Source organism: Luteimicrobium xylanilyticum (genome assembly GCF_009429125.1).
Taxonomy (GTDB): Bacteria; Actinomycetota; Actinomycetes; order Actinomycetales; family Cellulomonadaceae; genus Luteimicrobium; species Luteimicrobium xylanilyticum.
Map to the genome: position 1 here is coordinate 4,093,981 of NZ_CP045529.1, position 12,600 is coordinate 4,106,580.

The window sequence follows — 12,600 nt, forward strand, 5'->3', positions numbered from 1 at the left end:
AGTGTGTCAGCGCCCGCCCACCGGAGCGCCACCCTTTCAGGCGGCGGCGCGGTGGTCCAGGTGCAGACGGTGGCTGAGCCGGTGCCACCGCGAGCCCTGCTGGGCGCCATGGGTGCGGTAGGACGCGCGAGCCTGCTCACGCAGGTACTCGACCTGGGCGTCGACCGCGGGTCCGAGCTGTTCCAGCATGATTCCCCCTCGAGAGTCGCGGCGACACGGTGCCGCCGTGACCCCGACTCTGCGGGTAAGGCGGGGGTGCGCAGATCGGGCGGTCGCCCAGTCCTGGGCGCTGAGGTGCCTCAGACGGCGTCTGAGGTACCCGTACGGCCGTCTGAGGTAGCCCCGACCAGCGGGTTCAGGGGATTCCGATACCCGGGGTAGCATGTATCACGAGCCCGCGTCGGAGCGGGCCTTCCCATGCAGCGGACGACGAGGTACAACGCATGACCGCACCGGCCACCACTCCCGCGGACCGACCCGCCACCCACCTCGACCTGAGCGACTCCCCCCTGCGGATCGCACGCTCGGTCACCGCCCTGTACGACGCGCGGGTGCGCGACCACGCGGGCGAGCTCGCCTACCGCTCGCCCGACGGGCAGGGCGGGTGGGTCGACCACTCCTGGCGCGACGTCGACGCGCGGGTCCGGCCGCTCGCCGCGGCGTTCGTCGAGCACGGCATCGCCCGCGGCGACCGGATCGCCCTCATGGCGGGCACGAGCTACGACTGGATCGTCGTCGACCAGGCGATCCAGCAGGCCGGCGCCGCGACCACCTCGATCTACCCCATCGCCACGCCCGACGTGCTCGAGTGGATCCTCTCGGACTCCGGGTCGCGGATCGTCGTCGTCGACGACGTGGAGCTGCTCGAGCAGGTGCGCGCGGTCCGCGCGAAGACGCCGGCGCTCGAGCTCGTCGTCGTGATCGACGCGAGCGGTGCCACGCTGGGCGACGGCGAGCGCTCGCTCGCCGACCTCACGGAATCCGGCCGTGCCTACGACGCCGCCCACCCCACCGCCGTCGACGGCGCCCACGCGGAGCTCGGCCCGGACGACCTCGCGACCCTCATCTACACGTCGGGAACCACCGGCCTCCCGAAGGGCGTGCGGCTCACGCACTACAACTGGACCGGAGAGGCCGCGGGGATCGACGCGCTCGGCATCCTCTCCGACCAGCACACGCAGATGCTGTGGCTCCCGCTCGCGCACGTGTTCGCGAAGACGTTCGTGGTGGCGCAGCTCCAGATCGGCTACCCGACGGCCGTCGACGGCTCGATCCCGAACCTCGTCGGGAACCTCGCGACCGCACGACCGGTGTTCATGGCCGCGGCGCCGCGCATCTTCGAGAAGGTCCACGCCGGCATCACCGCGCAGGTCGAGGCCAAGGGCGGGATCACGCTCGCGCTGTTCCGCTGGGCCGTGCGGGCCGGTGAGCAGAAGGTCCGGGCGCAGCAGTCCGGCGAGACGGCGTCGCTGTGGGTGCGCGCGCAGGCCGCGCTCAGCTCGGCGCTCGTGTTCTCGAAGGTCCGCAAGCGGTTCGGCGGGCAGCTCCAGTACTTCATCTCCGGCTCGGCGCCCCTGTCGCGAGAGATCCTCGAGTTCTTCGAGGCGACCGGCATGCCGATCCTCGAGGGCTACGGGCTGACCGAGACGTCCGCGGCGATCACCGTGAACCTGCCCGGCGAGTCCCGGTTCGGGACCGTCGGCCCCGTGCTCCCGGGCCACGAGATCAAGCTCGCGTCCGACGGCGAGATCCTCGCCCGCGGCCCCGCCGTCACCCCGGGGTACTTCAACAACGCGGACGCGACCGCCGAGGCGATCGAGGACGGCTGGTTCCACACGGGCGACATCGGCGAGATCGTCGAGGACCGCTACCTCAAGATCGTCGACCGCAAGAAGGACCTCTTCAAGACGTCGAACGGCAAGTACGTCGCGCCCGGGCTCGTCGAGGTGTCGCTGTCGTCGAACAGCACGATCATCGGGCAGGCCGTCGTCGTCGGGGCCGGACGGTCGTACTGCGTCGCGCTCGTCAGCATCGACTCCGAGGAGCTCGTCGGCTGGGCGAAGACCAAGGGGCTCAGCGGCTCGTACGAGGAGCTCATCGCGTCGCCGCAGGTCGAGGCCGAGGTGCAGGCCGCCGTCGACCGGACGAACGCCGGGTTCGCGCGCTGGGAGCAGATCAAGAAGTTCGCGATCCTCCCCAGCGAGATCACCGTCGAGTCCAACGAGCTCACGCCGTCGCTCAAGCTGCGCCGCAAGCCCGTGATCGAGAAGAACGCCGACCTGATCGGGTCGCTCTACTCCTGACCGGTCGGAGTCAGCGGCCGCCACCCACAGGGGCACCCGAGCCGCCGTCGTGCACAACGAGGCTCGGCCGCCGCCCGCGCGTCGGAGGCCTGCGGCACGCTGGGGCCATGACGACGACACCAGCAGCCGTGGACGACAACCAGCCCACGGCACCCAGCCCGGCCGGCACCCGGTGCTTCGGCGACGGTGACCCCCTCTACGAGCGCTACCACGACACCGAGTGGGGCGTCCCCGTGCACGGCGAGCACGAGCTGCTCGAACGGCTCGCGCTCGAGGGGTTCCAGTCCGGGCTCTCGTGGCTGACGGTGCTGCGCAAGCGCGAGGCGTTCCGGTCCGCGTTCGCAGGCTTCGACGCTCAGGTGGTGGCCGCGTACGGACCGGACGACGTCGAGCGGCTGCTGCAGGACGCGTCCATCATCCGGAACCGGCAGAAGATCGAGGCCACGCTCACCAACGCGCGCGCCCTCGTCGCACTGCACGACGCGGGCGGCTCGCTCGACGAGCTCGTGTGGTCGTTCGCGCCCGCGCCTCGCACCGAACCGCCTTCGAGCTGGACCGAGGTTCCCGCCAAGACGCCCGAGTCGCTGGCGCTGTCGAAGGCCCTCAAGAAGGCCGGGTTCGTGTTCGTCGGGCCGATCACGGCGTACGCGACCATGCAGGCGTGCGGCCTGGTCGACGACCATCTCGCGACCTGCCCCGTCGTGCTCGCTCGCGGTTCCGGCGGCCCGGAGACCGTCGGCGCCACGGCCTGACGCAGACCGGACAGGCCGCACCGCTCACCCTCGCTGCGAAAGACGGGTGAAGTGTAGACCATGGATTTGTACGCGCCGCTTCCGTACCGGTAGCGTGCCGTGGACCGTCCCCTCGTGCGCGCGCACCGCCGCGCGCGCACCGGCACCCATCGAAGGAGCACTTCCTTGAGCACGCGTCCCCTCGGCCCTGCCCACCAGGGCCGCGCCCTCATCGGCCGGACGGCCGCAGCCCTCGCCCTCGCGGGCGCGGGCGTCCTCGCCGCGACCGGAGGCGCGAACGCCGCCGAGACCTGCACCACGACCGGGATCGGCAACGGTGACCCCACCGGCACCGACAACACGGTCAACGTGTACGCGGCCGGCGACTTCACGGTCCACGGCGCGGCGGAGGCGGAGGGTGTGGTCGTGGTCGGCAGGGACTTCGCCGTCGACGGGCTCTACGGCGTCGGGGTCGCCGGCGGCGGGTCCCTCGTCGCCCCCTCCAAGGGCTCGGTCATGCTCCGGGTCGGCGAGGACGTCACGGGCACGTCGAACCTCCACGTGGGCCACGGTCTGGACGGTCAGATGAAGGTGGGCGGGACGATCGACGGCAAGCCCGCCGAGGGAACCGCACACGCCTCCCTCGGCAAGACGGCCGCGCTCGGCGCGTACGCCGACCTCACGACGACGCTCCGGTCCACGTCCGGCGAGCTCGCCGCGGAGGCCGCCAACGGCACCGTCACCGACGAGGCCCCCTACGTCGTGTTCCGCGGCGACGGCCACTCGTCGACGCAGGTCTTCGCCGTCGACGGCGGCAAGCTGGGGAGCGCGTCGCAGTCCGTCAGCGTCGAGTTCGCCGACATCCCGGACGACGCGACGATCGTCGTCAACGTCACGGGCAAGGTCCACGCGAACGTCACCGACATGCGCCGCGAGGGCGCCACGGCCGCCTTCGACCAGAACGGTGACAACGCGGGCCTCGGCTCGTACGCATCGCGCACCGTGTGGAACATCGTCGGCGACACCTCCCCGGACATCGCCGGGTCGGCACAGTGGGTCGGCTCGGTCCTGGTCCCGACTGGGGGCGGTACGACCACGATCGACGTTCCCGGCCTGAACGGTCGCACCTGGGTCGCAGGCGATCTCGCACACACCTACGCGGGCGGCGAGTTCCACAACTATCCGTTCACGGGTTCGGACGACCTGACGTGCACGCCGGGCACCCCGACGGACGAGACCACCTCGTCCCCCACCACGACACCCACCCCCGAGAGCACGACCCCGGCCAGCACCCCGGCCCCGAGCGACGACTCGACCGAGACGCCGAGCGACGACACCACGGACACGCCGAGCGACGACCAGTCCACCGCGCCGAGCACCGACGAGGACACCCCGTCGACCGCTCCCGCCGACGTGGCGTCGCCCTCGCCGACAGACACGACGGTCGTCCTCGCAGCCGGCGGCACGGCCGCGCCGACGGCGACCGCCACCGCGCAGGGTGAGGGCGTGCTCGCCCAGACCGGCGCGAACATCGTGCCCTTCGCGATCGCGGCCGCGGTGCTGGTCGCAGCCGGCGCGACGCTGCTGGTGCTGCGACGCCGTCGGGCCGTCTGACCGCACCACTCACCGAGCTGCGCGCACCGTCCCCTCCTTCGGGGCGCGCACGCGGGTCCTCCGGGACACGCAACGCGGGCCCGGTCGCCTTCCACGGGGCGACCGGGCCCGATCTCGTTCCCGACGCCGACGGCCTCGACCTCAGCCCTCGGAGCGGGCGACGGCGACGCCGCCCAGCCGGATCTCGACGCCCTCGACGTCCTGCTTCGCTAGGGACGTCGAGGCGTGCAGACCCGTCGCTCCCGTCCCGGTCGCGGCCCACGTCCCGACGGTCGTCGCTCGGCCGGAGCGGTCGAGCACCACCAGCGCGTAGGTCGCACCGCCGGTCCCGGCCGCCACGTACGGGCCACCAGACGTCGGCGTCGCCCCCTCCGGGTAGTGGCACGACCAGGACAGCCGCGTCCCCCACGCCACGGGGTCGAGGGTGAGCTGTGCCGTGACGCCGGAGCCACCGACCGGGGCGAGCGACCACGTGGTCGCGGCGGCGCTCACGGAACCGCCGCCGTCGGTCGACACCGCCGACGAGACGGCCCACCCGGCGCCGCCGCCCACCACGAGCAGCCCCGCGGCCACCGCCGCCGCGGTCCAACGCCGCCGCACCTGCCCCCGACGGAGCCGGGTGGCCACGGCGCCCAGATCGACCACATCCGCCGAGGTCTCGTCCGAGGCGCCTCGCGGCACCTCGTCCGCGGGCAGGAGCGCGAGCAGCGGCGGCATCCCGGCGAGGTCGGCCACGGCCTCCCGGCAGCGGTCGCACACGGCGACGTGCCGCTCGAAGGCTCGGCGGTCCTCCGCGTCGAGCGCCCCCAGCACGTACGCGGCGTCCCACTCGGCGACGCGCTCGTGCTCGGCAGCGACGTCGTCGGGCGTGCGGGCGTCCGTCATGACGTCACCCCTCTCTCCTGGAGCGCGAGCCGCAGGGCGCGCAGGCCGTAGTGCAGCCGGGACTTGACCGTCCCGGCGGGGATGTCGAGCTCGGTGGCGAGCTCGGCCACGCTCTGCCCGCCGTAGTACGCCCCGACGACGACGGCCCGGTGCTCGGGCGAGAGCGTCGCGAGCGCGTCCCCGACGAGCCAGGCGTCGAGCACGGACTGGGTGTCGTCCCGTGCGGTCGGGGCACGGTCGAGCCGATCGAGGACGCCGGGCTCGCCGACGACGGCCTCGCGCCGGTGCCGCGCGCTCCGGCGGTCGTCCACGACGAGGTGACGGGCCACGGTGAAGAGCCAGGCGCGCACCCGGTCGTCGCCGCGCGCGAGCACGTCGGGGTGCCGCCACGCGCGCACGAGGGTCTCTTGGACGACGTCCTGAGCGAGGCCCTCGTCCCCCGTGAGACGGAGCGCGAACCGGTACAACGCGCCCGCGTGTGCGTCGTGGAGGGCACGGAGCCGCGTGTCGGGGGCAGCGCTCACCAGGACCTCGCGAGGTGCAGGTCCAGCTCGATCGCCCCGTGGTCGTCCACCGTCACGAACGGCAGCCGGGGGGCGTCGACGCCGTAGTCCGCCCAGGTCACGGGCAGGCTCGCGACGACCTCCGCGCCCGCAATGCCCGTGGACGCGCGCCCTGCGAAGGTCACGTCCCGCGTCACGCCGTGCACCGTCAGCCGGCCGGACAGGCTCACCGCGCCCGACGACGCCGGCACGGCCCGCGCGAGGACGAAGGTCGCCGTCGGGAACCTCGACGTCTCGAGCGCGGTCGAACGGAAGTAGGAGTCCCGCGGGGGCTCGTCGGTCAGGACCGACGCGACCTGCACCGTCACGGTCGCGGCGGTGACACGTCCACCCGAGACCGTGACCGCGCCCGCGATCTCGTCGGTGCGCCCCGTGACGGTCGCGTCGTGGCCCTGGAGCACCTCGTGGACGCGGTAGCCCGCGAACGACCCCGCACCGACGGTCCAGCGGCCGTCGGCGAGCGGTCCCGCCGCACCGACCGATGCACTCCCCGTTCCCAGGGTCGGCACCGGGTCGGCGTGCCGGTTCACCAACCCGGCGTACACCGCCGGCCCCACGAAGGCCGCGACCACCAGCACGACTGCGAGCCCGACGCACCACACCACGAGCGTGCGCCGTCGGTGTCGACGCCGATCCGAGGTCCCGGGTGACATGGTCGTCCCATCTGTCCAGTCTCGCGCCGGCCCGGGCGAGCCGACACCTCCACGACGAGACAGAGCTCCGGGTGGTTCAGCGGGTGCGGATCACTTGACGGTGCCGAGGAGCGCCCGACGCAGCGCAGTGCCGTCCTGCCCCCGGACGACGGGGACACGGTCCGTCGACGACGGGGTCTCCGCCCCCTCCCCGGCCGGCCGGCCCGACGCGTCGGTCCCGTGCGGGCCGTGGACCGTGCCGTGCCACCACGCGTCCGTGCCGCGGGGCGGCGGGAGCGGGACGGGGAGGCCGTGGGACAGCACCTGCTGCGCGGGCGTGAGCTGGCGGATCGCCACAGCCGCCACGTGGTCGGGGCGCTCACGAGCGACGCGTTCGTAGATCACGGGGTCGTGCTGGCCGTCGTCGCCGACGAGGAGCCAGCGGATCCCCGGCAGCTCGTCGAACAGCCGCTCGAGCTGACCGTGCTTGTGCGCCGCGCCGCTGCGGAACCAGCCGGTGTTCGTCGGGCCCCAGTCGGTGAGCAGCAGCGGGCCCTGCGGGAATCCGTGCACGTCCAGGAACCGGCGCAGCGTGCCCGCCGTGTTCCAAGCACCCGTCGACAGGTAGACGAACGGAGCGTCCGGGTAGCGGGCGTGGAGCCCCGCGTAGAGGTCGGCCATCCCCGGGACCTCGCGGCGGGCCCGCGGGTGCAGGACGAACGTGTTCCAGAACGCGATGAGCGGCCGGGGCAGACGGGTGTCGACGACGGTGTCGTCGATGTCGCTCACCACCCCGAACGTCTCGTCCGCGCCGACGACGAGCAGCGGGCACGACGCGACGCGCCCGTCCTCGGTGGTCACGGACGCCGCGTGCCAGCCTGCGTCGAGCGGCGCGGGCAGCTCGAGGCGGGCGTCGATGTAGCCGGCGCGGTCCGCGACCAGGACGGCGTGCGCCCCCCCGACGGAGACCCGCAGCACCTCGCCCGGTGCGGGGACGGACAGGTAGCTGCGCCAGCCGCGGCGGTCGTGCGCGGGGGTCGGATGGGGGTCGCGGGGCGCGAGGACGGCACGCGCGAGGACCCGGACCCAGTCACCGCAGCCGTAGCCCGTGTACGCCTCGACGTGCGGGGCCCAGCCCTTGCGGCGACAGAGCCGGCCCCCGAGCGCGTCGAAGAAGCGGTCCTCGAGGCGTGCCGCGATGTGCGGGCGCGTCGACGTGGGCGCGTTGACGGGTTCGGGCTGGGGCACGAGCGGCTCCTCGGGGACGTCCTCGGGGTGTCCGTCTCACCTTCGCACACGGCGCACCGCCGACCTGTCAGGCGCACGCCGCTCGCCGGCACCGCGAGCGCCTGACAACCCGCCGGCCCGGCGGGTCAGGAGCCGAGCGGGCGCGCGTCCTCGGCGTGCTGCCGCGTCAGCTCGACGTACGCGTCGGCGTTGTCGCGGACGTGCTGGAGCTCGTCGTCCCCGAGCGGTCGGACGACGCGCGCCGGCAGTCCGACGACGAGCGAGCCGGGCGGGATCTGCGCCCCCTCCGGCACGAGCGCGTTCGCGCCGATCAGGCTGCCCGCTCCCACGTGCGCGCCGTTCAGGACCGTGGCCCCCATGCCGACGAGCACGTCGTCGTCGACGGTGCAGCCGTGCAGGACGGCGTTGTGCCCCACGGACACCCCGGAACCGACGGTCACAGGGAACCCCGGGTCGGTGTGCACGACGACGCCGTCCTGCAGGTTCGACCGGTCGCCGATCGTGATGGGCTGCATGTCACCGCGGAGCACGGCACCGTAGAAGACGCCCACGTGCTCGCCGAGCGTCACGGAGCCGACGACGGTCGCGCCGTCGGCCACCCAGGCGGTGCCGGCGACGTCGGGGACGCGGTCGCCCAGGCGGAGGATCATCAGGCCGCCAGCTCCTGTCCGCTCATGGCGTGGATGCTCGTCATCACGCTGTCCGTGAGCTCGCGGCGCGCCTGCGCGGGACGCTGGGCGGCGGTGATCTGGTGCGACGGGTCGATGGGTCGTCCGAAGTGGATCTCGACCCGGTGCCCGCGCGGGAGGCGCAGCATCTTCTGGTCGGCGGGCTGGACCTTGTCGGTGTTCACGAGGGCCACCGGGACGATCGGCGCGTGGCCGGTCAGGGCCAGCCAGGCGACGCCGGTGTGTCCCTTGTGGAGCTTGCCGTCCCGTGACCGCGTGCCCTCGGGGTAGATGCCGAAGACGTCCCCGCGCTCCAGGACGACGAGCGCGTCCTCGAGCGAGCGGATCCCCGCCCGGGGGTCGTCGCGCTGGACGGGGATGTTGCCCATCGTCGTGAAGAACCACCGCGACAGGCGGCCCTTGATCCCGCGCCCGGTGAAGTACTCGGCCTTGGCCATGAAGGTGACCTGCCGCGGGGCGACGAGCGGGATGAGGATCGAGTCGATGAACGACAGGTGGTTGCTCGCGAGGATCACGGGTCCCGTGCGGGGGATGTTGTTCCGCCCGGTCACCTTGGGCCGCAGGCACACGAAGGCGACCAGCGACAGCACCAGCCGCAGTACCCGATAGGTCATCGCAACATTGTGCACGCCCGCGCGAGGAACGGCTCCGGTGGCGTACAGGTGACCGGCAGAGTTCTGTACGACTTCGCCGAGGCGTCGGCAGGACGACGGCGTGGCGAGATTCTTGCGGTCCGTGACGTGCCCGCCCCTCGTCCCGGGCCGCCGGACGGCGCACGCTGGGGGCATGACGACCACGCCTGCACCGTCCGGCACGCCCGTCCGCGCGACCCTCGCAGGAGGCCCGACAGTCCTCCTCGAGTACGCGGGCCTCCGCGTCCTGCTCGACCCAACGTTCGACGAGCCGCGCAGCTATGAGGGCGCCGTCGTCCTCACGAAGACCGCGCCGCCCGCGCTCCCCGCCGACGCCGTCCTGCCCCTCGACCTCGTCCTCGTCTCGCACGACCAGCACGCCGACAACCTCGACGTCGCGGGCCGCGCGCTCGTCGAGCGCGTCCTCGCCGACGGCGTCCCCGTCCTCTCGACGCCGGCGGCGGGCGCGCGCATCCCCGGCGTGACCGGGCTCGACGCGTGGGCGTCGGTCGAGCTCGACGGCGAGCGTCCGGTCACGGTGACGGCCGTGCCCGCCCTGCACGGCCCGGAGGGCGCGGACGCCCCGACGCTCAGCGGACCGGTCACGGGCTTCGTGCTCGAGGCGGCGGACACGCCGACGGTCTACGTGTCGGGCGACAACGCCTCGCTCGACCTGGTCGGGGAGGTCGCCGCCCGGTTCCCCGAGATCGCGGTCGCGATCCTCAACACGGGCGCCGCCGACGTCGGCCGGTTCCCCGGGCACACCGTGACCCTGCGCGGGACGGACGCGGCCGAGGCCGCGGGCCTGCTGGGGGACGCGCTCGTCGTGCCGGTGCACGCGGACTCGTGGGCGCACTTCACCGAGTCCGTCGACGCGGTCCGCACTGCGTTCGCTGATGCAGGCCTCACCGAGCGGCTGGTGGTGCTCGAGCCGGGCACCCGCACGGAGGTCGCGCCTGAAGCCTCCTGAGCCGCCGTCACCGAGAGGATCGCACCATTCCCTCCGAGCAGCCCTCTGTGGCAGCATGCTGCTATGGCAGCAACCAAGGAGCACGAGCGGCGGTTGACGCTACGCCTGTCGGAGCACGAGCTCGACGAGCTGCACCGCGCCGCCGACGCGAACGGGACGAGTCTCCAGATGTACGTGCTAGGGCTCGTGCACAAGGACCTCCGGCGTCGCGAGGACCAGCAGCCCACGCTCAACTCGTGGGAAGCCATTCGCAGCCTGCAACAGCGCATGGCGAACGGGACTGCGAGCAAGGCCGAGCGAGAGGCTTTCTACGCTGGCTTCGACGGGTACGAGCTCACCGACGAGGATCGTGAGTGGCTCGACGCGGATCTCGGTGGGGTCGGCAGCGATCCGGAGCACGACGAGGACTTCCGGTGAGCCTCACGCCCGGTGCGGTGGTCTACGTCGACCTCGACCCGCACCGCGGCAACGAACAGGGCAAGACTCGTCCTTGCGTCGTCGTCTCTCGACAGTTCGGCGGGGTCCAGATCGTCGTGCCGATGACGTCGAACGACCGCATGCTCCCGTCCCGCGTGCCTGTGGTGTGGAACGGACGCGAATCGTACGCGCAGTGCGAACAGGTCCGGGCGATCAGCGTGGAACGCTACGCCGGCGTGGCCCGTGACGAGGTCGCCCCCGCGGACCTCGCGCGAATTCGCGACGCACTGGCGTCGGTGCTCGAGCTCGGTTGGCTGCCCACCGAAGCGCCTCGAGCGTCGCGCCCGAGGTCGGCCCAGCAGGGCCACGGTCGCTCCAGGCGCGGCGGCTAGGTCGGACCCGCGCGGCCCGTGAGGCGCAGACGTCAGCGCGCGCCGAGCGCCGCCCTCGCCCGCGCGACGGCGTAGGCAACCCGCGACGACTGGTCATCCGGGGCCTCGTCGGGCAGCGCGTCGACGGGGAACCAGCGCACGTCCTCGCTCTCGTCGCTCACGACGACGCGGTCCGCCGTGGACGCGACCGCCACGTATCCGACGTCCCAGTGGGCGCGACACGCCCCGAACGCCGAGGCGAGCTCGTGCCGGTTGAGGTCAGCGGGCTCGGTCGTGAGGAGATGGACGCCGGTGAGCCCCGACTCTTCGTGGGCCTCGCGCAGCGCGGCGTCGGGCACGGTCGGGTCGCCCGGTTCGACGTGCCCGCCGAGCTGGACCCAGAACCGGCCCTTGCGGTGGTAGCAGAGCAGCACGTGCGTCAGGTCCTCGGAGAGGACGAAGGCGCTGGCCGTCAGGTGCTCGGGTCCCCCGTCGCGCCGGGCGGCCGCCTCACCCTGCCGGGCGACGAACGCGCGGTAGGCGGCGCGGAGGGCGGACTGGTCGTCGTCGGGCGCATCCCAGGTGCGCAGGGACTGTGACAGGGCGGCCGCAGGGAAGGCGTCGACAGCACTCACCGCACGACCCTAACCGGGACTGCTCCCGCCGCTTGACCTTGACGCGACGTCAACTTCTAGGCTCGATCACATGAGCACGGAACGGTCGATCCAGGAGGTCGCGCGACTCGCCAGCACGACGAGCCGCACGCTGCGCCACTACCACGACGTCGGACTCCTCCACCCGAGCCGGATCGGCTCGAACGGGTACCGCTAGCACCCACGCCGCGTGGCTGCGCGCCGAGCAGGCGCGGATCGCGCGCCAGATCGAGGCGGTCGAGCGCACGGTCCGCACCATCGAGGACGGAGAGCAACCCATGGCCGAGAAGATGTTCGAGGGCTTCGACCACACGCAGCACCGCGAGGAGGTCGAGCAGCGCTGGGGAAAGGACGCGTACGCGCGCAGCGACGCCTGGTGGCGCGGGATGTCCGACGACGAACGCGCAGCCTGGCAGCGGCGCAGCGCCGACCGCGTCGCGGCCTGGCGTGAGGCGGCCGAGCGCGGCGTCGACCCGACGTCCCCGGAGGCGCAGGAGCTCGCCCGTGAGCACGTCGCGTGGCTCGCCTCGGTCCCCGGCACGCCGCGGACGCCGGACGGCCGGGACGCTCCCGACGCGTACGTCGTCGGGCTGGCGGAGATGTACGTCGCGGACCCGCGGTTCGCGGCGACCTACGGCGACGACGCGGGTGCGCGGTTCGTCAGGGACGCCCTGGTCGCATTCGTCGACGGACGCGCGTAGCCGTGTCTCACTTCCCGGACGAGCCCTGGTCCGCTGGGTGACCCCCGCGTAGCATCGACGTCACCATCCAGAGCGGTCGAGAGTCCTGGCTCGTCGACACCGCAGCAACCCCCCAACGGAAGCCTCCCGAGGGACGAGGGTGCTAACGCCAGGTCCGATGGAGAGACCGTGTTCGTAGAGGCAACTGTTTT

14 protein-coding genes, 1 pseudogene and 1 riboswitch are annotated in these 12,600 nt (G+C 73.0%); of the genes and pseudogenes, 7 read left to right on the forward strand and 8 right to left on the reverse strand.

The features are described 5' to 3' along the window. Window positions 1-36: 36 nt before the first annotated feature. The gene (locus tag KDY119_RS18220) at window positions 37-189 is read right to left on the reverse strand and encodes a hypothetical protein (protein WP_153022629.1); all 153 of its coding nucleotides are present in this window, start codon (window positions 187-189) and stop codon (window positions 37-39) included. Between the two features lie 254 nt (window positions 190-443). Between KDY119_RS18220 and KDY119_RS18225 the strand changes: the two genes are divergently transcribed. The 3 genes from KDY119_RS18225 to KDY119_RS18235 all read left to right on the forward strand — a co-directional run bounded on the left by KDY119_RS18225 (window position 444) and on the right by KDY119_RS18235 (window position 4,648). Continuing rightward, window positions 444-2,303 carry an AMP-dependent synthetase/ligase gene (locus tag KDY119_RS18225; RefSeq protein ID WP_051137018.1) on the forward strand — a complete coding sequence of 620 codons (1,860 nt, stop codon included), beginning with the start codon at window positions 444-446 and terminating at the stop codon, window positions 2,301-2,303. Window positions 2,304-2,410: 107 nt separating this feature from the next. Continuing rightward, entirely contained in the window at window positions 2,411-3,055 is a 645-nt protein-coding gene (locus tag KDY119_RS18230; protein WP_036955479.1) for a DNA-3-methyladenine glycosylase I, read from the forward strand. A gap of 165 nt (window positions 3,056-3,220) precedes the next feature. Beyond that, window positions 3,221-4,648: a choice-of-anchor A family protein gene (locus KDY119_RS18235; protein ID WP_036955477.1), complete on the forward strand. Its 1,428-nt coding sequence runs from the start codon at window positions 3,221-3,223 to the stop codon at window positions 4,646-4,648. 141 nt (window positions 4,649-4,789) lie between these two features. On the opposite strand, the gene KDY119_RS18240 is transcribed toward KDY119_RS18235, so the two are convergent. The 6 genes from KDY119_RS18240 to KDY119_RS18265 all read right to left on the reverse strand — a co-directional run bounded on the left by KDY119_RS18240 (window position 4,790) and on the right by KDY119_RS18265 (window position 9,279). Continuing rightward, the gene (locus KDY119_RS18240) at window positions 4,790-5,533 is read right to left on the reverse strand and encodes an anti-sigma factor family protein (protein ID WP_036955473.1); all 744 of its coding nucleotides are present in this window, start codon (window positions 5,531-5,533) and stop codon (window positions 4,790-4,792) included. After that, window positions 5,530-6,057 carry a sigma-70 family RNA polymerase sigma factor gene (locus KDY119_RS18245; protein WP_036955470.1) on the reverse strand — a complete coding sequence of 176 codons (528 nt, stop codon included), beginning with the start codon at window positions 6,055-6,057 and terminating at the stop codon, window positions 5,530-5,532. Before KDY119_RS18245 ends, KDY119_RS18240 begins: the two co-directional genes overlap by 4 nt. Beyond that, complete coding sequence (locus KDY119_RS18250; protein ID WP_083891278.1) at window positions 6,054-6,749, reverse strand: YceI family protein; 696 nt, start codon at window positions 6,747-6,749, stop codon at window positions 6,054-6,056. Before KDY119_RS18250 ends, KDY119_RS18245 begins: the two co-directional genes overlap by 4 nt. Window positions 6,750-6,839: 90 nt before the next feature. Continuing rightward, a complete protein-coding gene (locus KDY119_RS18255; protein ID WP_036955465.1) occupies window positions 6,840-7,976 on the reverse strand; it encodes an App1 family protein in 1,137 nt (378 codons plus the stop codon). A gap of 125 nt (window positions 7,977-8,101) precedes the next feature. Then, entirely contained in the window at window positions 8,102-8,626 is a 525-nt protein-coding gene (locus KDY119_RS18260; protein ID WP_036955462.1) for a gamma carbonic anhydrase family protein, read from the reverse strand. Beyond that, window positions 8,626-9,279 (reverse strand): lysophospholipid acyltransferase family protein, encoded by a 654-nt coding sequence (locus KDY119_RS18265; RefSeq protein WP_036955459.1) that lies wholly within the window; start codon window positions 9,277-9,279, stop codon window positions 8,626-8,628. Before KDY119_RS18265 ends, KDY119_RS18260 begins: the two co-directional genes overlap by 1 nt. Before the next feature lie 172 nt (window positions 9,280-9,451). On the opposite strand from KDY119_RS18265, the gene KDY119_RS18270 reads away from it, so the two are divergent. From KDY119_RS18270 to KDY119_RS18280, 3 genes are all read left to right on the forward strand, one after another. Next, window positions 9,452-10,267: an MBL fold metallo-hydrolase gene (locus tag KDY119_RS18270; RefSeq protein ID WP_036955457.1), complete on the forward strand. Its 816-nt coding sequence runs from the start codon at window positions 9,452-9,454 to the stop codon at window positions 10,265-10,267. A gap of 63 nt (window positions 10,268-10,330) precedes the next feature. Then, window positions 10,331-10,684: a hypothetical protein gene (locus KDY119_RS18275; RefSeq protein WP_036955454.1), complete on the forward strand. Its 354-nt coding sequence runs from the start codon at window positions 10,331-10,333 to the stop codon at window positions 10,682-10,684. Next, window positions 10,681-11,076 carry a type II toxin-antitoxin system PemK/MazF family toxin gene (locus KDY119_RS18280; RefSeq protein WP_051137017.1) on the forward strand — a complete coding sequence of 132 codons (396 nt, stop codon included), beginning with the start codon at window positions 10,681-10,683 and terminating at the stop codon, window positions 11,074-11,076. The genes KDY119_RS18275 and KDY119_RS18280 overlap by 4 nt, the downstream gene beginning before the upstream one ends. A gap of 32 nt (window positions 11,077-11,108) precedes the next feature. On the opposite strand, the gene KDY119_RS18285 is transcribed toward KDY119_RS18280, so the two are convergent. Next, complete coding sequence (locus KDY119_RS18285; RefSeq protein ID WP_036955452.1) at window positions 11,109-11,690, reverse strand: NUDIX hydrolase; 582 nt, start codon at window positions 11,688-11,690, stop codon at window positions 11,109-11,111. Window positions 11,691-11,760: 70 nt separating this feature from the next. Here KDY119_RS18285 and KDY119_RS18290 point away from each other — a divergent pair. Then, window positions 11,761-12,409: pseudogene (locus tag KDY119_RS18290) on the forward strand (MerR family transcriptional regulator). 60 nt (window positions 12,410-12,469) lie between these two features. Next, window positions 12,470-12,573, forward strand: a riboswitch (SAM riboswitch). Window positions 12,574-12,600 lie beyond the last annotated feature (27 nt).